Source organism: Pelagimonas varians (genome assembly GCF_003208435.1).
GTDB lineage: Bacteria > Pseudomonadota > Alphaproteobacteria > Rhodobacterales > Rhodobacteraceae > Pelagimonas > Pelagimonas varians.
This window is the reverse complement of the sequence record NZ_QKMF01000003.1, coordinates 286477-313057: the sequence shown is the minus strand read 5'-3', so window position 1 is coordinate 313057 and position 26581 is coordinate 286477. Positions and strand designations below refer to the sequence as shown.

Below are 26581 nucleotides of genomic sequence, written 5' to 3'. Positions count from 1 at the left end.
ATTATTCCTTCCGGGCTTGCTGCACATAGACGGCGACAAGGATGATGCCCGCCTTGGCGATTAGGGCGACCTCGTCTTCTACGCCGTTGGCAAGCAAAGTGTATTTCACCAATTGGATGATGACCGCACCCAAGATCGCGCCAAAAATCGGGGCGCGCCCACCTTGCAGTAAAGCGCCTCCCACGACCGCCGCGGCGATTGCGTCAAGCTCCATCAAGCTGCCATTGCGTGCCGCGTCCGAGGCCGAATTGATGGCGACAACGATTAGTCCGGCAAGCCCCGCTAGTGCGCCACAAATCATGTAGACGCCGATTTTCACACGGGCGACTGGCCCGCCCGAAAGCCGCGCGGCACGTTCGTTGCCCCCGATGGCCAGCACATAGCGGCCAAAGGTTGTGCGCGAGATGACAAGGTAAAGGACGACGGCAATTGCAACAGCAAGCCAGCCTTGGAATGGCAGGCCAAGGATCTTTCCCGTGCCGAGATAGCTAAATTGCGGGTTGGAAAACGTTTGCAGGTTTCCGTTTGTCAAAACCTGCGCGACACCGCGCCCAGAGATGAAAAGGATCAGCGTGGCGATAATCGGTTGCACGTTTAGTTTGGCGACCATGATCCCGTTAAAAAGCCCACACGCAAGGGCCACAAGCAACGGCAATGCGATGGCCAGCGCCACGCCCAAAACAGGGTATGCGGTGCCAAATTCCGACAGGAAAATCAGCGGAGCCAACGCACCGGCAAGCGCCATGATCGCGCCAACAGACAGGTCGATCCCGCCAGTCGCAATCACCAAAGTCATCCCCATGGCGACGATGGCGATCGTGGCGACCTGGCTAATGTTTACAAAGAGGGTTTGCAGTTGGAAGAAGTTCGGCGTGAAAGCCATATTGAACAGCAAAATGGCGACCAGAGCGACCACGCCGCCGTGGCCACGCAGCACTTGCAACATGCTTTTGCCCGTTATTTCAGAAGTGGTCATGCTCATACGATAGCCTCGTTTGTGTGGGCCAATGCCTGCACCAGTTTATGCTCTGTGATTCCGGGATTCGTGAGCTCCGTCACGCAGCGCCCTTCGTTGAGGACAACAATACGGTCAGCCCCCTCGACCAGTTCTTCGAATTCGGAACTGATCAGGACAACGCTGTACCCGCGATCCACATAGTCACGGATAATCAACTGAATTTCACGTTTTGCGCCGATATCAACGCCGCGCGTTGGTTCATCCAGGATCAAGATATCGGGTTCGATGGCAAGCCAGCGTGCCAGCAGAACCTTTTGCTGATTGCCGCCAGAAAGTTCGCGAATGGGTTGTTCCATGTCGGCGGTTTTGATGTCCAACGCATCGATGTAGTGCTGGACGATTTCGCGCTCTCGGGCGCGGTCGATTTGCCCACCTTTGGTCATGCGCGGCAAAAGCGCCAGCGTCAGGTTTTCGCGTACCGACATGTCAGGTATGATGCCCTCGGCCTTGCGATCTTCGGTCAAATATCCAAGTCCTGCCGAAATCGCATCCGCAGGTTGCGACGGCGCAGCCGCCCCTTTGAGGGTAATTGACCCGCTCCGCAGAGCATCGACACCAAAGAGCGCCCGCGCGGCTTCGGTCCGCCCCGCCCCAAGCAATCCGCCCAGCCCAACGATCTCGCCCCGGTGCAAACTCATGTCGAACTTTGACAGGCGCGGGCCGGTGGCGACATCTTTGGCCTCCAGCAGAATTTCGCCCTTTTTGGCAGCTCCGCCGCCGAATTCAGTCATACCCGCCGCCGCGATGTCACTGCTGGCGCGGCCAAGCATTCCGGCGATCAAGTCGAGCTTGGTCGTCTCGGCAAGTTTTACGCAGCCGACAGTTTTGCCATCGCGCATCGTCGTGACACGATCGCAAATCTCAAACAGCTCATCAAGGAAGTGCGAGACATAGAGGACAGACACCCCCGCATCACGCAGGCTACGCACCACGCCAAAAAGTGTTTTCACCTCGGATGTGTCAAGCGACGACGTCGGCTCGTCCATAATGACAAGCTTCGCGTCAAGCGAAACAGCGCGGGCAATGGCCACAAGTTGCTGGATGGCCGTAGAGTAAGTTCCCAGCGGCATTTTCACATCAATGTCGATGCCAAAGCGGGTCAAAATTTCACGGGTTCGGGCATGGGCCGCGGACCAATCGATAAAGGCCCCAAAGCGTTTCGGTTCATACCCCATCATCACGTTTTCAGTGACGGAGCGCAGCGGAACCAAGGTAAGTTCTTGATAGATCGTTGCGATCCCGGCGGCTTGCGCCTCACGCGGGTTCGTCAAAACGCTGTCTTGTCCGTTGAAGGAGATCTGGCCGTCGTCGCGGCGGTACACGCCCGTCAACACCTTGATCATCGTCGATTTTCCAGCGCCGTTTTGGCCGATCAATGCATGCACTTCGCCGCGTTCAATCTCGACAGAGGCACCGGCAAGTGCAGGCACGCCATTAAACGCCTTTTGGATTGCATTCATTTCTAACAGAACGGTCATCGGCATCAATCCTTTGAGCACAAATAGAAGGTGAAAGGGCGCCCGGGAGGAGACGCCCTTTCGGTCAAAAGCCTGAAATTAATAGGCTTCATCAATGTGGTCAGCTGCATTTTCGACGGTGAAAATGCGGTCACTGACCTGAACCCAAGGTTCGATTGTTTCACCAGCGGCGTAGCGCTTCATGGTTTCACATGCGAGCGGCCCGAAGAACGGCGAGCTTTCGACAGTGACGCCCATTTTGCCGTCAATGATCGCCTGAAGCGCATCACGGGTGCCGTCGATGGACACAATCATCACGTCTTCGCCCGGCTTGCGGCCCGCAAGTTCTAGCGCCTGAATCGCACCAATCGCCATTTCGTCGTTATGGGCATAAACGATGTTCACGTCAGGATGCGCTTGCAGCAATGTTTCCATGACCTGACGGCCCATATCGCGAGCAAAGTCACCGGTCTGGCTGGCCACAATTTCAAAGCGCGGATCAGCGGCGATGGCATCGTCAAAACCACTGCGGCGGTCATTGGCCGGGGATGACCCTGTTGTGCCTTCCAGCTCAACAATCACACCTTTTTCACCTTTGAAGTTCGCGATGGTCCACTCGGCAACTTGCTGGCCTTGCTTGATGAAATCGGAGCCAAGGAAGGCTACGAAGTCGACACCAGCCACAGCTGCGTTTGGATCAACCGAACGATCGACAAGGAATGTTGGAATGCCAGCCGCCTGCGCACGCTTGACCGCAGGGATCAGCGGCTTTTCTTCGCGAGGTGGCAAGAACAGAACGTCGATGCCTTGTGCAATCATGCTTTCAACGTCGGCGACTTGCTTGGCTGCCGAGCCGGCAGCGTCTGTTGCAATCAATTCCCAGCCACAGCTTTCGGCAGTATCAACGAAGGATTTGGATTCCGCGATGCGCCATGGGTTGTTGGATTCCATCTGCGCAAAGCCCACGCGATAGGTGTCTTTTTGTGCCAAAGGTGGCAGCCCATCGGCAAATGCCGCGGATGCAAAACCTAGGCCGATCATTGTTGCGCTTAGCAAAATGTTTCTGCGTTTCATGTTTGTGTTCCTCCACAAAAGTGCGCTCGGGCTCCTCCCCTTGCGCGATTGTTTGGGTTATCCCCAGTTCAGATATGTCGTCTGCTTGCGCAGATATCCGTCGAAGCCGTATTTGCCGTCTTCACCGCCAAGGCCGGATTGGCCCCATCCGGTGTGAAAGCCCTGAATCGCCTCTCCATTGGTGCGGTTCAGATAGATTTCGCCGCATTTCAGCGCGTAGGGTGCGCGTGCAATGTCTTTGAGCGAATTGGTGAATAAGTAAGCCGACAGGCCGAAGTCAGTGTCATTTGCATATGCAAAAGCTTCGTCCAGATCATCGACACGCAGCGCGGTGGCGACGGGGCCAAATACCTCTTCGCGGATCAACGGGGATACGTTGTTTTTCACTTCAACCACCGTTGGCGCGTACCAATGGCCTTTGGCATATTTCCCCTCAGTGAGAACACCGCCCTCAAGCAAGACCTCTGCCCCATGCGCCACGCCCCGCGCCACAATCTCGGCGACTTTCTCGACCTCAAAACCGCTAACCTTTGGTCCCATATCGACATCAGTCATCGGGTCACCGATTGTCAGCGCCTTTGCGGATGCGGTGAATTTTGCAAGGAATTCGTCGGCGATGCCACTGTGCAGATACATCCGCTCGTTGCAGGTACAAATCTGGCCGCTGTTGGTGAAACGAGCGGTCACGGCAGCCTTGACTGCCGCATCAATGTCAGCGTCTTGCATGACGATGAACGGGGCCTTGCCGCCCAGTTCCAACCGCAAAACCTTGATTGCATCGGCACCGGCGCGGTAGATTTCCCGACCCGCGCGGGTGCTGCCTGTCATCGTCACAAGGCCTGCCAGCGGGCTTTCTACCATCGCTTGTCCAACAACACGGCCGCGCCCGGTGACCACGTTGAACACTCCGGCAGGAAAACCTGCCTCTTGGGCCAATTGCGCAAGGGCGAGTCCGCAAAACGGTGTGATCTCATGTGCGAGAAGCACAAATGTATTGCCCGTCACCAATGCGGGTCCAAGCTTGCGGGCAGCCAAGGCGGCAGGATAGTTCCAAGAGGTCAACCCCACGACAACACCGTAGGGATGCCGCCGGATGTGAATTTCCTCATTCGGATTATCCGAGGTGATGATATCACCTTCGATGCGGCGGGCATTTCCAGCAGCGTATTTGAGAAACGTCACGACCGCACCAATTTCACCGCGCGCTTGGGCCAATGGCTTGCCCTGCTCAAGCGTGACGAGACGGGCGAGCGTTTCGGAATGCGCAATAACGGCATCAGCGAGCTTGGTGACCAATGCAGCGCGTTCGATGGCTGGGCGCGCGGCCCACCTTGGCTGAGCTCGGTGTGCTGCTTCCATAGCAGCAAGCGCATCATCAGCAGATCCGTCGGCAATTGTGCCAATAATTTCCTCGGTTGCGGGATTTTCGACAGCGATCACGCTGCGTGCGTCATTGGACACCCATACGCCATCAATGAACATTTCCCCATCGATGTGGTCCTTGCCGATTGCGTTTAGATCAAACATCAGAATCCCCGTTTTGGTACGACCAAACTAAGATCATGGAGATTTTTATGTCAACGAGATTCTGAAAAATCTTTAAAATAGCTGATTTTTGGTAATAATTTGAATTCCACTTGCATTGGGCGTGAAATTTTGGTCTGATCAAACATCATGCCAGCGCGCACACCGCCCCTCTTGAGAAAGGTTCAAAACTTGTCCGCCATGCCATCGAAAAACGCCCAATCACGTGTGGCCGACAGCGTCATTGCCCAGCTTGAGCAAAAAATTCTCTCTGGTGAATTGGTTAACGGAGAGCCCCTGCCCGCCGAACGTGATCTTATGGAAAGCTTCGGTGCGAGCCGCACAGTGATTAGGGAGGCGATCCTAGCACTCTCGAACCGCGGACTGATCGAAAGCAAGCCGCGATACCGGCCTATTGTGCGCAAACCGAACTACGAAACCATCCTGAATGCCACAGGGCAAATCGTACAAAACCTGCTGACTGAAACAGGTGATGTCAAAAACCTGTACGACAGTCGCGTTTTTATCGAACGTGGTCTGGTGCGCGAGGCTGCGGTTGCTGCCACCAAGGATTGCATCGCGGATCTCAAGGCCGCGCTTGCGGCCAACAAGGCGGCAATTTCGGATTCTGCGGCCTTTTACGAAACAGATGTGGCTTTTCATGGTGTTCTGTACCGCGTGTGCAACAACCCGATCTTTCCGGCGATCCATATGGGCTACACGGCATGGCTGGCCCCACATTGGGACAAAATGTTGCGCTCGCCTGAGCGCAACGAACTGAATTTTCACGCACACCAAGCAATCCTCGCGGCCATTATGGAGCGTGATCCAGACGCCGCAGAAGACGCCCTGAAATCCCACCTTGATGCCGCGTGGGAACACGTGCGGACCACTTTTACGCAATAGGACACAGCAATGAATGAATTTGATTTTGTCGTCATAGGTGGCGGCTCTGCGGGCTGTGTGGCTGCGGCACGATTGGTGGCAGACAGTGGCGGCACCGTGCTGCTGTTAGAGGCGGGTCATTCGAACCGCCATCCGCTTCTCGATATGCCTCCGGGCATCTTCAAAATGATCAACGGGTCCAAATTCATGCGTTATCACCGCACGACCCCTCAGGCGCATTTGGACGGTCGAGTGCATGACATTCCCCAGGGCAATGTGCTTGGTGGCGGATCATCAGTGAACGCCCAAGTGTATATGCGCGGACGGCCTGACGACTACGATTCATGGAACGAAATCCTGCGCGGCAACAACGACGGAGTTGGCTGGGGCTGGAAAGATGTGTTGCCTCACTTCACCCGCATGGAGGGCAACAATCGGCTTGCCAACGACCTGCATGGCGTGAGCGGCCCGCTTCAAGTGTCCGACCCGGGCCATATCGATGATATGTCGCGCTGGTTTGTGCAGTCGGTGCAGGCGCTGGGCGAACCTTTCAATCCAGATTTCAACGGCCCGTCGCAGCGCGGCGTTGGCTTTTATCAATTCACCAATCGCAATGGGAAACGCAGCTCAGCGGCCTATGCGTTTATCTCTCCGCAATTGAAGAACCCAAAGCTGACTGTGAAACTGGGTGCCGAAGTTGAAAAAGTGATTGTTGAGAATGGCCGCGCCGTTGGCGTTGCGTATCGCGACAAAACTGGCACACATCAAGTGCGCGTAAAGCGCGAGGTTGTTCTTGCAGCCGGAGCTTTGGTCACACCAAAAATACTGATGCTGTCGGGGATTGGACCCGCAAATCATCTGGCAGAGCACGGGATTGAGCTGAAGGCCGATCTAGCCGGCGTTGGGCAAAACCTGATCGATCACCCCGAGGTGCCGATCACCGCCTATGCAAACGGGCCCTATGGATACTACAAACAGGGCGACGGATGGCGGATGATCCGCAATGGCCTGCAATTCAAGATGTTTGGTTCCGGCCCCGTCACGTCAGCGGGTGTTGAGGCGGGCGCATTTGTGAACCCCCACACCCCAGAGGCCCCCCCCACGATCCAGGCATTCTGCGTGCCTATTGTCTACCTCGACCGCGACGCGCAAGAGGAATTAAAAGACGGATACGGCGTAACGATCACAACCGTTGTGGTGAAGCCAAAGTCGCGCGGGGATGTCCGGCTGGCGTCCTCCAATCCAAACGACATGCCAGTGGTTTCACCGAACCTGCTCAAAGACACTGCGGACATGGCTGCGATGGTCGCCGGACAGCGGTTCTTCTTGCAGGCGATGGCCGCTGATCCACTGGCCGGACGATTGACGAAGGTGGCTGTGCCTAATCCTGCCGACACATCGGACGAGGCACTGGCGGCCCATTGCAAACGGTTTGTAAAGACCAACTATCACCCTGCAGGCACAGCCAAAATGGGGGCGGATGGTGACCATATGGCCGTGCTGGATGCTCAGATGCGTGTGCGCGGAATTGACGGGTTGCGGGTCTGTGACATGTCGGCCGTGCCTGACATCAATGCTGGCAACACCAATGCGCCTGCGATGATGCTCGGTGACAGATGCGCCGATTTGATCATGGGGCGATTGAACCACTCGGAATCGGCACCCGACCGCATGTAAAACCTAGATTGGCTGCACCATCTTCGAATACCGGCTTTATGTGGTCAACGTTTGATAAAAATGACCCGATCACTTGTCTCCTGATAGGCCACCTGTCCACTTTGGCGGTTCGATCATTGACCATTGAGGCGTGCCATCTTTCGATAACGCTCAAATATTCGGTTCAATCTGGCTGCTGAAGACGCGCTTTGTCGCCGAGCCATCCGAATAGGAAAGTACCGGGATGGGTGCGCTTGGACAGGGTTTTTCCCAGACGGATGCCCCACCTATCCTTCTGACTGAGCGTTAATCCGTACGTGCGGATTAATGCTCAGTCAGGTCTCTGTAGCTTCGGTTGCATGTCTAAACCTTATGCAACGGAGCAAGTTATGCCCACACAATCAGACGCCGAGATCGGCGCACCCGTCCCACCCGTCACTCCCGCAGTTACATTTCTTGGCGAAAGCGCCGGTTTTCAAAACACATTCGGCATGTACAAAATCGCGGCAGACGGCACGATTTTCGACGTGCAGATACTGTTCGCAAATACCTCCGCCACGGACAGCGGCGGCGGGCTAGAAGCGGGTGTGTCGCGGGTTGAACTCGATGTGAACGCCGGGGATGAACTTGGCTTTTTTGTCCTGCCAGATGCTTATGCCCTTAACGATGCGTCGCTTTTCGAAGCTGATCGTTACGAATTTCGGGATTGGGGCGGCGGCACGGCGAATATCTACGATGATACCGGTCCGCGTCTATATGCAATCAACGAGGAAACTGGCGAAAGCACCCTTGTTGAATCACTCTGGAATGCGTCGAGCTGGCACATGGCCCAGAGTGCCGAGGCCGGTGTTCTCATGAATGTGGATGGGGCTGATCACGCGCGCGGCCATAGCCAATATGATGGCAGCGTCACAGTTGGGTTTTCAGATGTTTACGGTGGGGGCGATGGCACGTTTGACAGTCTGTTGGTGAACATAAATCTGGGCACCAGTGGTGCTTCAATTGTTGATGACGGCATCGCCTATGGCACGGATCAAACCGAACAAACCTGGATAGCACCTGTAGATATCGGAGCAGATCTGCCAGACGTGCCGCTTGCCGTACTTCCCCGCACCGAACGCCCTGACCTGAGTGATGAAGAGGCCCTTGGCGAGGATGGCGGCGAGACCCCGGCCACGGTCACATTCATGGGCGAAGGCGCGTGGTACCAAAGCACCTTTGGCATGTACAAGATCGACGACGCCGGGATGATATACGATGTCGAGATCCTCTTTGCGAATGCGTCCAATTCTGGCAGCGGCGGCGATCTTATCGCTGGCGAATCCACGGTCGAGATCGACGCAGAGGTCGGGGACAATCTGGGCTTTTTCATCTTGTCTGACGGGTGGCGCATGAACAACGACAAATCCGTCTTTGAGGCCGATGACTATGTCTTTCGCGACTGGGGTGGTGGCGAAGGGAATATCCACTGGAGCACTGGTCTGCGCCTGTTTGCTGTGGATGACGAAACCGGTCAGGAGAGCCTTGTCAACGCGCGGTTCAATGCCGCTTCGTGGCACATGCATCATCGCCCCGAAGACGGGATCGACATGAACGTGGATAATTTTGACCATATGCGCGGCCAGCTCAAATATGACGGCAGCATAACCGTTGGGTTTGAGGACATTCGTGGCGGCGGGGACCGGGATTTCAACGATGTCATGTTCAACATCAACCTCGGCGACAGTGGCGCGGTGATCGAAGACAAAGCGATTTTTGATGGCACGGACCAGCGTGAGGGCGGGTTCTATACAGATGATCGCGCTGCGGCCAAGGCCAAAGTGACCTTTTTAAGCGAGACCGCCGACTACAAGAACACCCTCGGGATGTATAAGATTGCTGAGGACGGCACGATTGAGGATGTGCAGATCATCTTTGCCAACGCGTCCAAGTATGACAGCGGAGGCGAGCTCATCGCCGGTGAATCAAGTGTTGAGATTGATGTGGATGCATCAGACAATCTTGGGTTCTTTATCCTGCCGGACGGATACAAGCGCAACAGTGACAAAAGTCTCTTTGAGGGCACGTCTTATGTGTTGCGCAATGAAGGCGGCGACATCGGCAATGTAAACTCGGATCAGGGTCTGACGCTCTATCACGTTGACCAAGAGACCGGGGCAGAAACGCTTCTTCATGCGCGCTATGACAATGCGACCTATCACATGAGCCATGACAACGCGCAGGGCATTTCCCTAAATTCCGATGGCAAGGATCATGGGCTTGGAGAATTGCTAGACGGAAACAAAGTTGTGCTCGGTTTTGAGGACATTCAAAACAACGGCGATTGGGACTTCGATGATGTGGTGGTTCAGGTCGAGCTTTCGAGTACGGGGGCGACTGTTGCAGATCCCAACCTGAAGACGGAAGGCGAAGCAGATCAAAGCCAGGTTGGCTGGCTGTTCGAAGCCAATGACGATGTTTTTGACATCCAGCCTTGGCGCGGGGAAAACGACCGCCTGAACGCCGGAGAAGGCGCAGAGTTGATTGATGCGCAGGCTGGCGATGATCTCGTTTACGGCGACGGGTCCGACAATATGCTGCTTGGAAGCCAAGGGAACGATGTGTTGCTGGGACATGACGGCGATGACACGCTCGATGGTGGATCTGGCTTGGATCACCTCAACGGTGGCAATGGCGCTGACATGCTTGTCGGTGCAGGCGGCAAGGATCTCCTTTGGGGGCAGCTTGGCACCGACACGCTGGATGGCGGCCTGGGGGACGATAAACTCTGGGGCGGCGCGGGCGCAGACGCGCTTTTGGGGGGCGAAGGTGATGACCGCCTGTATGGGGGCGCGGGTGCAGATCGTCTCAACGGCAATGGCGGGTCCAACAGCCTTTTCGGCGGCGCAGACTCTGATGTTTTTGTTTTCGATGCGACCGGTCAATCGGGGGGCTTTCAAGTGATAAACGATCTCGATTTGACGGGAACCGATCGTGACACAATCGACGTCAGTGCGTTGGGTCTGCTCGCCGCAGGGCAAACCGCGGCACACTGGCTAGAACAGAACACTGCGCAAGAAGGCGACGATCTGACGTTGAATTTGAACGGCACAGCTTTGGTGATCGCAAATTTTGACGCGGCCCTTCAAGACCTAGAGAGCGCGATGATTTTCTAGCAAGCGTTTTGATCCGGACAAGTCAACCAAGGCGGACCGTGCCCATGCATGGTCCGTTTCCAATGCGGGTCTTCGAAGCCCTGACGAAAACCATCCATTGTGGGGGAATTGCACCGCTAACGGGTGACCGGAAAAATGCCTGTTTCGGTGAAACTGAAGCATCGCGATTGCAAATTGAGCTAGGCCCGATTATCGCCCGTTCGCGTCGTCAAGACCAAGGGAGGAAAATGCGTAGTCGCTGCGCACGAGATATTCTGTATGTTTCAAGGCGTTCCTGTTGTGTCCCGAACAATCAACTCAGCTGAGATTTCAGACACCGAAATGGGTGCATCGGGGTCACGGATGCGGTCCAGCAGAACTTGCGCCAGTTTGCGGCCCAACTTGTGTGGGGACACAGCCATCGTCGTCAGCGGGGGTGTGGCAACCGCAGCATCTTGAATGTTATCAAAGCCGGTAACCGACACGTCTTTGCCGGGCACTAGCCCGGTCCGTTGCAAGGCAAGGCAAGCGCCCAGCGCGACCATGTCACCGTTGCAGACAACCGCTGTGACCTCTGGATGGGTACGGTGCAGGCTCAGCATAGCTTCGAGCCCTGCCAGCCTGTTGTCTTCAGAATCCCAAATAATGCCCGCGCCCATGCCGCCCTCTGAAAGCGTCTTTTGATATCCAGCTATGCGATCCCGTCGGACAAGGGTCATGTCCGTGCCGCCCAGATAAGCAATCTTTCGGTGCCCCAACTCCAGAAGATGCCGCGTCGCGGTCGCGGTCGCTTCGGCATTGCGGATGCCCACGTGGTCAAGATCCTTGCGCATGTTGCGCAAGAAAGTGACCGTGGGGAGTTTATGCGCGGCCAGCAGGTCGAACGTTTCGTTCGGTGTCTCAACTGCGGGCACCCAGATCAACCCACCCCGTCCGTGCCGGATAAACGCCTCAAGCTGGCGGCTTTGACGGTCCGAGTCGTCGCGGGTGTCCAGAATGGACACCAGATAGCCCTCTGCCTCAAGCAGATCAACGACCCCGCTGATGACCTCGGCGTTGAAGGGATTTGAAAGCTGGTTGATGACAAATCCGATCTCTCGGTTCTCACCGGACCGCATCGCTGCCGCCTTTTGATCGGGTACGTAGTGCAAGGTCTTGGCGGCCTTTAACACGCGGTCGCGGGTCTTTTCCGAAATCCGTCCTGTTCCGCGCAAGACCTGACTGACCGTCGGAATCGATACCCCGGCCTCTTTCGCAACGGTTCCTAGGGTCGGCTTGCCTGACATTTCCACACACCCCTCTTGATGTATCGATATACCAATTTCGTCAGTCAATTCCAATCAATTTGTTAAGCAAACACTGCCGACTGCGGCGCGGAAACGTCCTGAAACCTGAAATCAAAATGCAAGACCGTTGACAGGAGGTATATCGTTATATCATATTTTCACCAATCGAACCGATTCGAACATGGCCTTCATGATCTTTTCGGAATCGACAATGATGGGTGCTGGCGGGGAGGCCAGACCCGCTTTTAAATTCTGGGAGGAATCATGACCCTACGTTCAAAATTTACTGGTGCAGTATCCGGCATCGCCCTGTCTTGCGTCGCAGTCGCAGCGCAGGCCGAGACATTGTTCTGGTCCACACAGGCCAAGCCCGTCGAAGAAGCCCAAGCCATGCGCGAACAGGTTCTGTCCGGTTTCGCTGACGGTGTTGACTATCAACCCAATGACGGTGGCCCGTGGATCACGCGTTTGAACGCCGAACTTCAGGCGGGCTCCGGCTCAATTGGTGTTCTTGGTGCGTTGCACGGTGACTATTCGGCGATGGACCCTGCAACCCTTGTCGATCTGAGCGACCTCGGCGCAATGTCAAGCAGCGATACCTTCAACAATCTTGCCAAGCTGGGCACTGACCAGATGCAGTACATCCCGTGGATGCAAGCCAGCTACATCATGGCCGCAAACAAAGAAGCGTTGCAATACTTGCCAGAAGGCGCAGACATCGATGCGCTGAGCTATGACCAGTTGATTGCTTGGGCAGCGAATGTTCAAGAAGCAACCGGCGAGGCCAAGTTTGGCTTTCCAGCAGGTCCAGATGGTCTGAAGCACCGCTTCTTCCAAGGTTACCTGTACCCGTCCTACACCAACGGTGTCGTACGGACATTTGCCTCTGACGAAGCTGTCGTGGCTTGGGAAAAGTTTGCAGAACTTTGGTCACACACAAACCCTGCGTCCACAAACTTCTCGTTTATGCAAGAACAGCTGTTGTCCGGCGACGCGTGGATCGTCTTCGATCATACGTCACGTCTGGCAGGTGCCTTCAACGAACGTCCTGACGATTTTGTCGCGTTCCCGGCGCCCGCTGGCCCATCAGGTCGTGGCTTCATGCCAGTTCTTGCGGGTGTTGCCATTCCTTCGACAGCCCCGGACATGGACGCGGCCAAAGCTTTGGTCAGCTACATGCTTAAGCCTGAAACGCAGATCGCAACGCTGCGCGCTACAAGCTTCTTCCCGGTTGTGGATGTAGAGCTTCCAGATGATCTTCCGCCATCGGTACAGGCGGCGGGTGCAGCTGTTGCAAAGATGAGCGGTGCAGCAGATGCCAACCCCGGCTTGCTGCCAGCAGGTCTTGGCGACAAAGGCGGTGATTTCAATCGCGTCTTCGTTGACACGTTCGAACGTATCATTCTGGGCGGGCAAGACATCCGGATGGTTCTGGACGACCAAAAAGGCACTTTGGCCGGCATCATGGAAGAGACAGGCGCCCCTTGCTGGGCCCCCGATGCACCATCTGACGGTGCGTGCCCCGTTGAGTAATCGAATAGGCTGACAACAGCCTATGTCCGGGCCAAATGGGCCCGGACGCTTCCCCCCCCATCCCAAATTCGAGACCGCGCCACTGGCGCAAAGAAGGAGTGATGCTCTTGAACGCTCGCATATTGCCTTACGTGCTGATCTTACCAGTCACTCTCTTTTTGTGTCTGTTCTTTATCTATCCGTTTGTTTTGGTGTCCCAACAGGCCTTTGGGTCTTCCGAGGGCGGCTGGTCTTTGGACAACTTCCGCGAAGTTGTTGACTACTGGAAATTTCCAATCTCGTTGAAAAACACCCTGCTTCTGGCTGCGGCTGTTGTTCCGATCCAACTTGCGCTGGCGCTTTTGATGGCGACAATGGTCAGCAAGATGGAAAAGGGCCGTGATATGGTTCTCTATATCTGGACCATCCCGCTTGGCATTTCCGATCTGGCCGCCGGTATCATCTGGCTGGCAATCTTCGAACAATCCGGCTTTTTGAACTCCATGCTCAATGGCATGGGTGTCATTGACAAGCCGGTCAACTTTTTGACCTATCAGAACCCCTGGATCGTATTCGTCGCCATCGCTTTGGCCGAAATCTGGCGCGCCACTGCGATTATGCTTGTGATCCTTGTTGCCGGTATCGGCCTTATTCCCAAGGAATATTATGAAGCCGCTGATGTCTTTGGTGCCTCCAAGTGGAAGCAGTTTACACGCATCACATTCCCCATGCTTCGTCCCAGCTTGCAAACGGCGCTTGTCCTGCGCGTGATCCTTGCGTTCGAGATTTTTGCCGTGGTCGCGGCCCTTGGTGGCACACTCTTCCCCGTTTTGATGGGCGAAACCTATGCCTACCAGTTTGATCTTCTCAACTCTGGTGCCGCTGCGGCAATGGCTTTGATCATCCTTGCCATCTCTATTGGCTTCACCCTCATCATCTTGCGCATCCTCCGCGTCCCGAAAGGAGCCTCGATATGACCGATGCAACTGCCGTCGGCATGTCCGCCGACACACGCAAATCAGGTCGATACTTGTATATTGCCTCTGTTGCCTTCCTCTGCGCTTGGGTCATCGTGCCGATCTATTTTCTGCTGATCAACACGCTGTCCTCGCCAGAGGCCGTTAATAGCTTTCCTAAATCGTTTGTCCCTGAATTCGATTTTAGCAGCTTGCAGTTCTTTGCTGGCTTCGAAGGAATGCTCACAGCGCTGAAAAATTCGGTGATTGTGGCGCTGATGACCATGGTCATGTCGATTATCATCGGCGCACCGGCGGGTTATGCGCTGTCACGGTTCGAATTCCCCGGCAAAGGTTTGTTTCGGTTGCTGATCCTTCTGACACGGGCCTTCCCCCTGCCCTTGCTGGCTTTGCCCTTGGCGGTGATGTTTATCCAGACCGGGTTGGACGATACAGCGTTCGGGCTGGCCTTGGTTCACACCACTCTGGCGATCCCATTTGCGGTGCTGATTACCTTCTCCCTTTTTTCGGGAATCCCGATTGAGCTGGAAGAAGCCGCATGGACCCTGGGATGTACACGGCTCACGGCCTTTACCAAAGTAGTGCTGCCACTGATATTGCCCGGTATCACAGCTTCGGCGATCTTTGCCTTCGTGATCTCGTGGAACGAAGTTTTCGCCGCCGCCGTTCTGACGATTGAAAACCGCACACTTACGGCCTTCTTGCTGCAAAACCTCGACACCTCTCCCCTGCACCTGAAGTTTGCAGGCGGCTTTATCCTCGTCGTACCCGCGCTGATTTTCATCTTTGCCGTGCGTAAATATCTCTTTGCCATGTGGGGCATCGCGAACCGCTAGGCGGCGCGACTAGAAAAGGAACCTTAAAAATGGCCGAAATCCAGATCAAAAACGTCGCAAAGTCCTTCGGTGCCTATCAAGCGCTGAACAACATCAACCTGACCATTGCAGACCAAGAATTCATGGTCCTGCTGGGGGCGTCCGGTTGCGGAAAATCCACCTTGCTGCGGATCATTGCAGGGTTGGAGACCGCCACATCCGGAGAGGTCTGGATCGGCGGCAAACGGATCGACCACCTGTCACCCAAAGATCGCGGCATCGCGATGGTTTTCCAGAACTATGCCGTCTTTCCGCACCTTACCGTGTTTGAAAATATCGGCTTTGGCCTGCGCATGCAGAAGTTACCCAATGACGAGGTGACGCAAAGAGTGGAACGTGTGGCAGGGCTGATGCACATTGAAATGCTGCTCAAGCGATATTCGGGCGAACTGTCCGGTGGACAGCGTCAGCGCGTCGCCGTAGCCCGCGCCCTAGCGATGGAACCCGATGTGATCTTGATGGATGAACCTTTGTCGAACCTTGATGCGCTGCTCCGGATGGAGATGCGTGCCGAACTCAAGGGCGTGCTGGCAGAAAGCAAGACAACTGCGATCTACGTGACCCACGATCAAGTCGAAGCAATGAGCATGGCCGACCGCATCAGCGTCATGCACGAAGGCAATATTGTTCAGGCTGCATCCCCCATCGAGGTTTACCGCGATCCTGCGGCCAAATTTGTCGCCAGCTTCATCGGCAACCCGCCTATGAACTTCTTGCCTGCCACCCCTGCGGGCGCTGGCAAATGGCAGGTCTCTGGCCAGACATTTGATGGGCCAAACACCGACAAGGCCGGCCTGCAATTCGCAATCAGGCCAGAGGACATGGCCCCCGCCGAACACGGGCTTGTTGCCACAGCGAAAATCGTCGAACCGCTTGGCGCGCATTTGCTTGTGACCTGCCAGATCGACGAGGCGCAGTTTCGTGTTATCCTCGACAGCGACACCGTCGTGAAACCCGGTCAGACCCTGACCCTTGCCCCCCAATCTGACCGCGTGCGCTGGTTCGATCCCGAAACCACACTGGCCGTCGCCTGAGAAAGCACCATGACACAAGAAATGATTGAACAGGCCAAAGCCGTTCTGCGCCGCAATGATCGCGGCTCCTATACCGTACCAACCCATGGGCTTTATCCGTTTCAATGGAACTGGGACAGCGCACTAAGTGCGCTTGGCTTTGCCCATTTTGACGAAGCTCGTGCCTGGACCGAAATTGAAACGCTTTTGGCGCATCAATGGGAGGATGGTATGGTGCCGCATATCATCTTCCATGAGCTGGACGACGGTTATTTTCCCGGACCGGATGTCTGGTCTACCGGTCGCAAGGTGCCGACGTCTGGCATAACACAGCCCCCCGTCGCCGGTTTTGCGGCACGCAGGATTTTTGACCGGGCCGAAGACAAAGCTTTGGCAGCTGAAAAGGCCCGCGCGCTGCTGCCAAGAATTCACGCATGGCACCAGTGGTTCTTTGCCAACCGGGATCCGCAGGGCACCGGCCTTGTGGCCATCATCCATCCTTGGGAAAGCGGGCGCGATAACTCCGTTGACTGGGACGCAGCGTTCGAGCGGGTGCCAACGGACGGCGTCCTGCCCTTCACGCGCCGGGATACCAGCCACGCAAACCCCGCACACCGGCCCACGGACGAGCAGTACAAACGCTACATCTGGCTTGTTCAAAAGTTCCGCAGTCTGGGTTGGGACAACTCCAAACTGCACGACGCCTCTCCGTTCCAGATTGTCGATCCCGGATTCAACGCGATCTTGATCCGGTCTTGTGCCGATCTCGCGGATCTCGCCGACACCCTTGGCGAAACCACTATTGCCGCACAATCCCGCGCCTTGGCAGACAAGGGCATCGCGGCGATGGAAAGCCTTTGGAGCGACGCACAGGGTCAATACCTTTGCCACGACCGAGTAGTGGACGCGCTGGTCGAGAGCCCGTCGATTGGCGGTATCCTTGCAGCTTTTGCCCCCATCCCGCAAAATCGCGCCAAGGCAATATCTGCGCGGATTTCCGTACTTGCCGAAAACTGCACTTTCCTTGTGCCGAGCCATGATCCGACGGCACCGGAATTCGATGGGCTAAGATATTGGCGTGGGCCGGTTTGGCTCATCGTGAACTACATGATTTCCGATGGTCTCGAACACTGCGGTGAAACTGCCATGGCAGACAGGATCAACACCGACTGCCTGCGTTTGATCGAAAAAAGTGGTTTTGCCGAGTATTACGACCCTATAACTGCAGAGCCCTGTGGCGGCGATCAATTCACCTGGACCGCTGCTATGGTAATCGAAATCCTCAAAACACATGAGGTTGCCGCATGAAACGTTCGACCATCAACTCGATCATGGCTGAAGCCGATGATTTGATGCGCAAATACGGCTTTACCCTGCCGCCTTTTGCCTACTGGACGCCGGAGGAGTTCGCCGCACGCAAAGACATCGCGCGCAACGTGATCGACGCGCGCTGCGGTTGGGACATCACAGATTACGGTGCTGGGGACTACGACAAGATGGGGCTGTTCTTGTTCACCCTACGCAATGGCCGTCTGGCCGATCTACAGCGTGGCGGTGGCATGTGTTATGCTGAAAAGCTGCTGATTTCAAAGCAAGACCAGCTTAGCCCGATGCACACGCACGCCCTTAAGGCCGAAGATATCATCAACCGCGGCGGGGCTACGCTGGTGGTCGAACTCTACGGCTCCGACGATCACGGGCGCTTTGCCGAAGACAAGGGCGGCACAGTGCTTTGTGACGGTATTCGCACCGACTTTTCAGCGGGTCAAAAGCTAAAGCTGGCCCCCGGTGAAAGCGTCACGCTGATGCCGGGCGACTGGCACGCCTTTTGGGGTGAAGGCGGCGATGTGCTGATCGGCGAAGTCAGCACCGTGAACGACGACGAAACCGACAACATTTTTCGCGAACCCATCGGCCGCTTTGCAAATATCGAAGAAGATGTGCCGCCAACGCATTTGCTTGTGAGCGACTATGAAAGGTGGTTGGCCTAAACGATGGCAATGCACGCCATCGAAGCTGCGGCGTCGAACGTCGCCAAGGACATCGAAGCCGCCCTTCTCGCCGATTTACGGCACCGCGCTCGCCAAGGCCGGAACGAAGCAATCACATTGTCTGTCAGCGACGCTGACGGCACCCTTGTTGCGGGTCTCAGTGGGTCAACTTCTTACGGATGGCTGCTGATCAAAGTCATTTGGGTCGCTCCGGAAATGCGGCGGCAGGGGTATGGTCGGGCCCTTGTCGTCGACGCCCTCAGCCGCGCCAAGGAACTGGGATGCCACAGCGCGTGGCTTGATACATCCGACAACGATGCAATGCGGTTCTACACCGGGTTGGGCTTCGACGTTTTTGGCACTTTGCAAAACCAAGGTCCGCAAGTGCCGCTTGGCCATCAGCGCTGGTTTCTGAAGTGTCCCGTTATGTGACCCCATTGCCTTTGCAATGTTCCGACCGGCGCAGTTTTCTACCGAGGTTTTCAGGATCGTCGATGCAACCGCTGATCCCATGCGGGGCACCTCTGTGCCAATAGACCACGGCAAGTCATTCTCCGCCAAGCCAGAACCTTGCAGCTTGTGCCAGAGGGCGAATTTCGGGCGTGGCTCAATGTTGACACTCCGATCCGGACAGAACACTGGACTTTTCGCAGTGAATACGGAGTATTCTAGGGTCGGACCAACAGTGTTTGTTTAGTTGGCTGAAGTTTATGCTACGTTCAAAAACATGTAGGGAAATTTCTCTCGTTCTTATCAGAAAAACATGTTCGTTTGGGCAACATCCGAGAATTCAACAGGGTACATTTTTAATAAACCAGTTCGATACACCGCCACTCATTCGCAGGATATATAAATGAATTTCAAATATTTAGCGGCCCTTTTGATATCTCAAGGCTCTATAGCTCCTGCACAAGATTTACTTCTCTTTGATCCTTCGAGCTTTGGCCAAGTGGTCTTGTCTCAAAGGCAATCAGCAGCTGCGGATTTTGAATTCGAAGCCCAGATAGGCACATACAACAACGAGTTTGTTTCCAACTATGGGGACCGCTCTATTTTCGCTCGAACCGGAAGGGCTGTTGGCCGGCTCGACATTTTAACAGACAAAGGGCACGCGCCTTGCACGGCCTTTCTGGTCGAAGAAAACCGGCTTTTGACCAACCACCATTGCGTACCCGGCATCATTGAAAACAAGCGCTTGGGGGCCAGTGCGATTATTGCGGTTCAATTTCGCCTTGGATATCTGAGGGACGGGATCGAAGACGGAACAAAAATGTTTCATGTAAATCCCGTGCCAATCGAAACCAGTAAGGAACTGGACTACTCCGTTTTGCAGATTGTCGGGGGGGACGCCAATGAAACGTTTGGGGCTTTGCAGCTAAGCGCTGTTGTCCCCGCGGACCGAGATCCATTGTGGGTCATAGGCCACCCTATGGGGGAAGCCCAGCGCATCAGCCGTGAAAAATGCCAAGCCGATAGCCCCGCCGTCGCAGGAAACACACTGCGCCATACATGCGATACACTGCCCGGGAATTCCGGATCCCCTATCATCGATGCCGGTCTCCAACAGGTCGTTGCCCTTCATAACGCAGGCTCAAGAGCTGGATCAGTCAACTTTGGCATCCCGATGGCCAAGATTTTGGCCAATAGTGCGATTTTGACCGCAGCCGTCTCCATCGAACAGGCCGGCGACGCCCTTGAGGCAAACCGGGCCCGCTTGGAGCAGGAGAATGCCGATCTTCAGGCCGAGAGAGAACGCTTGGCCCTTGAAGCAGAAGCCAAAAGCAACCGCCTTGAAGCACTGGCGGCATTTTCGGCCGCTCTTGAGGTCCCTGCCCGACCGGACCGGATGAAAGCCTTGGAAACCGTCATTGCGGCCTTCCCGGAAACGGAGCCAGCAGAACGTGCGCAACAAGCGCTCAAGCGCAACCGTGCCGCTTTGGTGCTAGAACAACAAGAACGGCAAAGACTGCAAGATGTGGAGGCAACTGACCAAGCGGCCAGTCGGGCCCGCCAAGCCCTGCAAGCGCTGACTGACGCCCTCTTGATGGTCGATACACAAGTGCGTAACACCGCGCTTAAACAGGTCGTGGTGGATTTCCCGGGTAGCGATGCTGCACAACGCGCCCAGCAGGCCAGCTTGCGGATTGAGGCCGCTTTGCAAGATGCCCTGCGTGAAGATGACACGCAAACAGATCAACTGGCTTTGGAAGCCCTGACCGAAGCTTTGCTAAAAGATGATTTGGCATCGCAACGAAGCGCCCTTCTGGACATCCAGACTTCGTTTCCCGACACCGATGTTGCGCTCAAAGCGGCGGTTGCCCTAGAGCAGTTGAACGATGCACAAGAGGCAACAGATGCGTCTGACCATGAAGTGTTGGTTCCTCAGGCGCGGGAGCGTTGCATCCTACAAACCGCAAGCCCCTTCGATCCGGGCCGCGCGGCCGGTATCCCGGCAATAGACTTCGAAGACATCGATACTGAAGCCGCTTTGGGGTTTTGCCGCGCCCCCAAGGCAGAGCCCCGATCTGATGCCGCGACAAGCTTTGCTTTGGGCCGAGCGCTTGAGGCCGCTGGCGAATACGCCGACGCCCATGCCTATTACCGGATTGCCCATGAATTGGGCTATGTCGCGGCAACAACTGCGCTTGGCCGGTTTGCCCGTGACGGGATAACCACTGACCAAGATTTTGAAAAAGCCTTTGCGCGTCTTGAAGAAGCCGCCGCACAAGGCGACCGCGCCGCAATGACCATGCTGGCCGCCTTATATGTATCCGAAGCAGGGCCGGTTCGGCGCGATTTCGCGCAGGCGCGAAAGCATCTGGAACAGGCAATCGCTTTGAACCATCCACATGCCCTATATCTGGCAGCGCAGTCCTATTCGAAAGGGGATTTATATCCCCGCGATCCGGCCAAGGCGATGGCATTTTATGAACGGGCCGCAACAGCTGGCGATATGCGCGCGCAATACGAAATTGCCATGGCGCATTGGCGCGGCACAGAAGGCATGGCGACACAAGACATGTCGCTTGCGCTCGACCTTCTCATCGTTGCTGCCGAAATGGGCAGCCGGCGGGCGCAAACCCGCGTCGGCAACACCTATCTAAATGGGCTCAAGGTCGAGAATGGCCCCGATATCGCGCCCGACTTCGTTCAAGCCAAACGGTGGTTATCCTTGGCAGCGCAAACGGGGTACATCAAAGCACAGATGCAGCTTGGGAAGATCTTTTCAATCGGTGCTTATGGGGCGCAACTGGACCAATCAGAGGCACTGCGCTGGTATGAACTGGCTGCAAAACAAGGGTTTGTGCAAGGTCTCACGAAGACAGCCGAGATGTATGAAGCGGGCGTGGGAACCGAGCGTGATCCCCAAAAATCTGCCGCATACTGGGTGCGAAGCATGGAACTTGGCGGCAACATTGCACGGTTTCGCACCCAATCCGAGTGGACCCGTGATACCGGGCGTGAAGTTCAGCGGTTATTGCAGGCCCGCGGGGTGTATCGTGGGGCCCTTGATGGCCAAATTGGACCTGGGTCCCGCAATGCTATGAAAATACTAATTGCGCGCAGCAGCAAGCGCTTGTCCTATAAAGGGCCAGACACTGACATAACAGGAGGCAATTACGGATGGGTTTGCCAATGTTGAGCTATACCAAACCAGACATCTGACATCCCACTTGACGAGATATAACGCATCCCCGAATTCGCTCCTTTTGGCCACGCAGCCTGTTTGGTGGCAAGACAAACTGGTCATCAATACAGGTGGTGACTTGCTGGCCTTGGCCCTTCTGGATCGCCAGATAGCGCTTCATCTAGGTGTCCTATGAAAAGGGTTCCTGCAAGACAACCGCCCCTATTCGCGTCATGGTCACCCAAAAGGATAGCAAAGCCTGCCCGGAAGCCCGCCTTGCGCAAGCCTACCCAGTGCACTATCCTACCGGTGACGATTTCAAGCTCTACTCAAAGAATGGAATGTTATGTCTGATCGTCTGATCCTGATACTCGCGGCCATCGGGCTTGTACCGATTGCCTTTTCTTACGGGATAGCTCCCTCGAAAACCGTGACTTATCTTTTGGGGTTCCCCGTAGAAGGCACAAACCAAACCCACGTCTTTCGCGCGATCATGGGCCTTTATCTGGCGAATGTCCTCTTCTGGCTATCGGGTGCATTTATTGAAGCTGTAAGACGTCCGGCCGTTTGGAGCCTGTTCATTTTTATGTGGGGGCTCGCTGCAGGCCGTATCATCAGCATAGTTGTTGATGGTATGCCGAATTTTGTCCTAATATTCTATTTGTGTGCCGAAATCGCGTTCGGGGCACTTGCCTTGGTTGCGATCAGAAAGAACGGGTGACCCGGATGGCGTTTTCTATGAAGCACAAATGGTTTTCAGTTCTGGCATGCGTTGCTGTTGTCGGTGCCGGCATCTCTGCAAACGCCGGAGACACACAACAGGCTGCTGTCGATCACTCCTTTGAAGAAGTGAGAGTGGCCGTATCAGCTGCCAGCTTGGCAGAGATCCTTCAAATTGATCACGCAAGGCTGGCTGCCGCGGAGGGCGTTGAAATGCCGCCCGCCCGCGTACAACTCTTTTCTGATCCCGCTCTCAACGCGGCTATTTTGCGCGAAAACATTCGTGCCGGGCTCGATTTGCCTTTTCGGGTTTTGTCATTTGAGGAAAAGGGAACGCCTACCGTATCCTATACCTCTTCGGCGTTCCTCGCGCAGCGCCATAACCTAAGCGCTTCTGCGCCTCTCGCTGATTTTGATGCCCGATTGCATGATGTATTCTCACAGGTGAAAGAGGTGTCTGCTCAAAAGGTCGCGACCGATGACATTGTTCCTGACTTTGCGATCCTCGAGATCAGATCCAACTATGGGGTCGAAGAAACTGTTTCGCGGTTGAAAAAGGTTGTTACAGCCCAGTCGGATACAATCTGGTTTGGCGAAATCGACTTTCAGGCTGAAGCGGAAGACTACGATGTATCGTTGGTGCCTGCGCAACTTCTTTTGTTTGGCGGTCCGGCACCGGGCGGCGTTGCAATGGCGGCGTTCCCGGCCATTGGCTTGGACGCATTTTGCCAAAAGTTGCTGGTTTATCAGGGGCGTGATGGCAAAGCCGTTGTTATTTACAATGATATCGCAGCGCTGGCACAGCTTCACTACGGTCAGTCAATAGAGCCACATGACCTACTTAACAAAAGGCTAACTGCGACTTTCGCCGAGGCTGTCAAATAACTTTCTGCCCAAATCCAGAAACGGATGAGGCGTTGAGCACCAAGCTCGATAGGCGATGAGTGCGGACACGTATATCCGTCCTTTTTCACTTATCGTACACAGTCTTGAATACGCTGCCAGAATTCATGCGTGATGTCGCACCGGATGCTGGCACAAGCGCATAACGCCGACCCATATTCGGGATCGACGCTATGAATTCAACGGGTCGGTGCTGGGTAGATGGAACCAAACCGCCCGCCGCTTTTCCAAAAAACCGAGGGCGAGCGGTCATCGGCATCCAGATGCATTTTCAGGGTGACTAAGTAGCCGGAATTTCACGCGGGTTTCCATCTTCATCCAGAGCGACAAAAACGAAATCGGCATTGGTCACCTTTTGGCCCTCCTTAGCAAACCTGTTTCGTGCCCAGACATCGACATGTACCCGCATTGACGTACGCCCAACCATCTTCAGTGATGCATACAGCGTGACTTCATCACCAACTTTTACAGGATGCAGGAATTGCATGGCCTCGACTGCTACAGTCGCACTGCGACCTTGCGAGACGCGGCCAGCCATATTTCCCGCAGCCAGATCCATTTGCGACATCAGCCAACCGCCAAAAATATCCCCAGCAGGGTTTGTGTCGGCAGGCATGGCAATGGCACGTATGGCGAGCACGCCATCTTCTTGCTGCCTGCCATGGGCGCTAAATTGCTGCGCAAGCGCGAGTTTGCCTGTTTCGGTGTTTAACATTCAAAGCACTCCTGACTGTTCGTTGGCCGCGACGGCGCCCCCAACAAGGCCTTGGGTTCGGGCCCTGTAGGACATCACGATCACCGCTGTAATAACCGCAGCACCTGCGATGTTGGGCAGCCATGCCAAAGGCCAATAGGCCCCGACGCCCCCCAAAATCAAAAGCGGTACCGTGTAGATTCCAATAGGTCCTTCTGCATACCACTGAATCAAAGCGTAGGTTGCATAAATACCGAACAGTGAGAAAAACCCGATTTGTAAAACCTGAGCCAAATCGCCCGAAATCAGCGGTGTGTAGGCAAAAAGGAGCGGCACCACATACAGCCCTTTGGCAATTTTCCAGCTTTCAAAGCCGGTCGCCATCGGCCGTGACCCCGCAATGCCTGCTGCGGCAAAGGCTGCAAGACAGACTGGTGGGGTCACATTAGAATCCTGACTAAGCCAGAAGATAATCAGATGGGCCGTGAGCAAAAAGGTGGTTTGCAATGTTGGATCAACAAGGACAGGCCGAATGGTGACCGCGATCTCAAACGGAATGTTGGCCATCAGTTCCCAAGCTTCTGCCTTGGACATGCCAGTTGCCACCTGTGCCACAAGCGGATGATCAACCAGAAAAAACAGGCCTGATTTGGCCGGATCCGAAATCCCCGCTATCAGTTGTTCGACAATCAATCCGTCGGCCATGATCCCGGCAAGCGCGGGTGCCGTCAAAATGGCCAGAATGATATAGGCCGCTGTCACCGGCAAACCCATACCCAAGACTAGAGAGGCCAAAGCAACCAATACGATGGCCAAGGCCATGGAACCTTGCGACCATTGCGCGATCATCAAGGAAAAACCGTTTCCTACTCCGCTGGTGACAATTGCGTTGTTCATGATCCCGATGGCGGTCAATAAGATGGCTGTCATGATGGCCGACCGAATGCCGCTACTCAAAGCTTCGGAAATTTTGGCAGGACCCATGTTCACCGGCTTGAACGTCCCGCTTTTGCTGAAATATGCCACGATACTGGTCATCCACGACGCGCCGATCACAGCTGCAATCGCCCAGCAGGCCGCATATGCTGGCGTAACTCCGGTGAGTAGGAGCCAGATCATCACTGTCAAAGGCAACACAAAGACCAAACCGCCGGAAAACAACTTGCCGCGATCCACGGTCAGATCGATCTCGGCACCGGCGTCGTATTTAACGGCTTCGATGCGCACAATGAAGGCCACCGACAGAAAGTAGAGAATTGCCGGTACAACCGATACCGCGACAATTGTGCCATAGGGGATCGAGGTGTAGCTCGCCATCACAAAGGCACCAGCGCCCATAATTGGCGGCATCAATTGGCCACCTGTCGACGCTGCCGCTTCTACACCTGCAGCAAATTGCGGGCGAAACCCGTTAGCCTTCATCAGCGGAATGGTGATCACACCCGTAGAGGCCGTGTTTGCAATCGCAGAGCCAGAAATCGTTCCCGTCAAAGCCGAGGATATAACGGCGACAAAGGCCGCTCCGCCTTTGATCCGGCCAGCCACGATCTTTGAAATTTCGATCACAAAATTGCTGGCACCCGACACCACCAAGAAACCGCCGAAGATCATAAACAAAGTAATGTTGGCGACTGAAATCTGGGCCAAAATCCCAAATAGCCCTTCATCGTTATATAGGGTCCGAAAGAGAACATCATCGAGCGGCAAGCTGGCCGCGCGGAACACTCCGGGCAACATTGTGCCCAAGAAAAGAATATAGCTTAGGGACAAGGCAATGAGGATGGGAATGACCCAGCCCGCCACGCGGCGCGACAAATCCATGCACGCAAAGATCAGCAAAAGGCCTGCAGCCCAATCTACAATCGTAAACTGCCACCCCTGTCCAGTCACCGCTAGCGACCGTTCATAAAGTCCAGATTCAGCATAGGCGACCCAAAGCGCGGCACTTGCCACAAGCAGCCCATAGACAATATCTACTATCCAGGCCCAGGTCTGGTTTGACCTCTTGCCCCAAGGGCTGATGGTCACAGATGCAAGAAACGCAAAACCTGCGAAATGAATGGCGTTTTGCCACAAACCGGGTTCCGTCAGATAGACGTTTGTCAAAACGTGCCAGATCGCAAAAACAAGCGCAAAGACGAGCACAAGCTGCCGGGCACCCCACCGCCCTTTCGGAATGTCTAAAAGCGTTTCGCGCGGCGATATGGCGATTTCTGTGTCTTGTTGTGTCATCT

The 26581-nt window shown here is 55.3% G+C and carries 20 protein-coding genes; 13 read left to right on the top strand and 7 right to left on the bottom strand.

Annotated features, from left to right (window positions below; genetic code table 11):
• Position 1 precedes the first annotated feature (1 nt).
• The 4 genes from C8N36_RS05835 to C8N36_RS05820 all read right to left on the bottom strand — a co-directional run bounded on the left by C8N36_RS05835 (position 2) and on the right by C8N36_RS05820 (position 5076).
• A complete protein-coding gene (locus C8N36_RS05835) occupies positions 2 to 982 on the bottom strand; it encodes an ABC transporter permease (protein ID WP_097805628.1) in 981 nt (326 codons plus the stop codon).
• Entirely contained in the window at positions 979 to 2496 is a 1518-nt protein-coding gene (locus tag C8N36_RS05830) for a sugar ABC transporter ATP-binding protein (protein WP_245910732.1), read from the bottom strand. Before C8N36_RS05830 ends, C8N36_RS05835 begins: the two co-directional genes overlap by 4 nt.
• A 78-nt stretch (positions 2497 to 2574) precedes the next feature.
• The gene (locus C8N36_RS05825; protein ID WP_097805627.1) at positions 2575 to 3549 is read right to left on the bottom strand and encodes an ABC transporter substrate-binding protein; all 975 of its coding nucleotides are present in this window, start codon (positions 3547 to 3549) and stop codon (positions 2575 to 2577) included.
• A gap of 57 nt (positions 3550 to 3606) precedes the next feature.
• Complete coding sequence (locus tag C8N36_RS05820; RefSeq protein WP_217992780.1) at positions 3607 to 5076, bottom strand: aldehyde dehydrogenase family protein; 1470 nt, start codon at positions 5074 to 5076, stop codon at positions 3607 to 3609.
• Positions 5077 to 5274: 198 nt separating this feature from the next.
• Between C8N36_RS05820 and C8N36_RS05815 the strand changes: the two genes are divergently transcribed.
• From C8N36_RS05815 to C8N36_RS05805, 3 genes are all read left to right on the top strand, one after another.
• Complete coding sequence (locus C8N36_RS05815) at positions 5275 to 5979, top strand: FCD domain-containing protein (protein ID WP_097805684.1); 705 nt, start codon at positions 5275 to 5277, stop codon at positions 5977 to 5979.
• Between the two features lie 9 nt (positions 5980 to 5988).
• Positions 5989 to 7635: a GMC family oxidoreductase gene (locus tag C8N36_RS05810; protein ID WP_097805626.1), complete on the top strand. Its 1647-nt coding sequence runs from the start codon at positions 5989 to 5991 to the stop codon at positions 7633 to 7635.
• Positions 7636 to 8003: 368 nt separating this feature from the next.
• On the top strand, positions 8004 to 10769 hold the full coding sequence (locus C8N36_RS05805) for a DUF4114 domain-containing protein (protein ID WP_170125817.1): 2766 nt from the start codon (positions 8004 to 8006) through the stop codon (positions 10767 to 10769).
• 263 nt (positions 10770 to 11032) lie between these two features.
• On the opposite strand, the gene C8N36_RS05800 is transcribed toward C8N36_RS05805, so the two are convergent.
• A complete protein-coding gene (locus C8N36_RS05800) occupies positions 11033 to 12034 on the bottom strand; it encodes a LacI family DNA-binding transcriptional regulator (protein WP_097805624.1) in 1002 nt (333 codons plus the stop codon).
• A gap of 264 nt (positions 12035 to 12298) precedes the next feature.
• Here C8N36_RS05800 and C8N36_RS05795 point away from each other — a divergent pair, with 264 nt between their 5' ends.
• From C8N36_RS05795 to C8N36_RS05750, 10 genes are all read left to right on the top strand, one after another.
• On the top strand, positions 12299 to 13567 hold the full coding sequence (locus C8N36_RS05795) for an ABC transporter substrate-binding protein (protein WP_097805623.1): 1269 nt from the start codon (positions 12299 to 12301) through the stop codon (positions 13565 to 13567).
• Positions 13568 to 13674: 107 nt separating this feature from the next.
• A complete protein-coding gene (locus C8N36_RS05790; RefSeq protein ID WP_097805683.1) occupies positions 13675 to 14523 on the top strand; it encodes a carbohydrate ABC transporter permease in 849 nt (282 codons plus the stop codon).
• A complete protein-coding gene (locus tag C8N36_RS05785; protein ID WP_097805622.1) occupies positions 14520 to 15359 on the top strand; it encodes a carbohydrate ABC transporter permease in 840 nt (279 codons plus the stop codon). The genes C8N36_RS05790 and C8N36_RS05785 overlap by 4 nt, the downstream gene beginning before the upstream one ends.
• 29 nt (positions 15360 to 15388) lie before the next feature.
• Complete coding sequence (locus C8N36_RS05780) at positions 15389 to 16432, top strand: ABC transporter ATP-binding protein (RefSeq protein ID WP_097805682.1); 1044 nt, start codon at positions 15389 to 15391, stop codon at positions 16430 to 16432.
• 9 nt (positions 16433 to 16441) lie between these two features.
• Positions 16442 to 17719: an amylo-alpha-1,6-glucosidase gene (locus C8N36_RS05775; RefSeq protein ID WP_097805621.1), complete on the top strand. Its 1278-nt coding sequence runs from the start codon at positions 16442 to 16444 to the stop codon at positions 17717 to 17719.
• A complete protein-coding gene (locus C8N36_RS05770; RefSeq protein ID WP_097805620.1) occupies positions 17716 to 18402 on the top strand; it encodes a D-lyxose/D-mannose family sugar isomerase in 687 nt (228 codons plus the stop codon). The genes C8N36_RS05775 and C8N36_RS05770 overlap by 4 nt, the downstream gene beginning before the upstream one ends.
• Positions 18403 to 18405: 3 nt before the next feature.
• Positions 18406 to 18834, top strand: a complete 429-nt coding sequence (locus C8N36_RS05765) for a GNAT family N-acetyltransferase (RefSeq protein ID WP_097805619.1) — start codon at positions 18406 to 18408, stop codon at positions 18832 to 18834.
• A gap of 421 nt (positions 18835 to 19255) precedes the next feature.
• Positions 19256 to 22045 (top strand): trypsin-like peptidase domain-containing protein, encoded by a 2790-nt coding sequence (locus tag C8N36_RS05760; protein ID WP_097805618.1) that lies wholly within the window; start codon positions 19256 to 19258, stop codon positions 22043 to 22045.
• A 331-nt stretch (positions 22046 to 22376) separates the two neighbouring features.
• Positions 22377 to 22751, top strand: a complete 375-nt coding sequence (locus tag C8N36_RS05755) for a DUF4345 domain-containing protein (RefSeq protein ID WP_097805617.1) — start codon at positions 22377 to 22379, stop codon at positions 22749 to 22751.
• 17 nt (positions 22752 to 22768) lie between these two features.
• Positions 22769 to 23635 (top strand): DUF302 domain-containing protein, encoded by an 867-nt coding sequence (locus C8N36_RS05750; RefSeq protein WP_097805681.1) that lies wholly within the window; start codon positions 22769 to 22771, stop codon positions 23633 to 23635.
• A 298-nt stretch (positions 23636 to 23933) separates the two neighbouring features.
• Here C8N36_RS05750 and C8N36_RS05745 read toward each other — a convergent pair whose 3' ends face one another.
• The gene (locus C8N36_RS05745; RefSeq protein ID WP_097805616.1) at positions 23934 to 24368 is read right to left on the bottom strand and encodes an acyl-CoA thioesterase; all 435 of its coding nucleotides are present in this window, start codon (positions 24366 to 24368) and stop codon (positions 23934 to 23936) included.
• Positions 24369 to 26579, bottom strand: coding sequence for a TRAP transporter permease (locus C8N36_RS05740; RefSeq protein ID WP_097805615.1), 2211 nt, complete (start codon positions 26577 to 26579; stop codon positions 24369 to 24371).
• Positions 26580 to 26581: the final 2 nt, after the last annotated feature.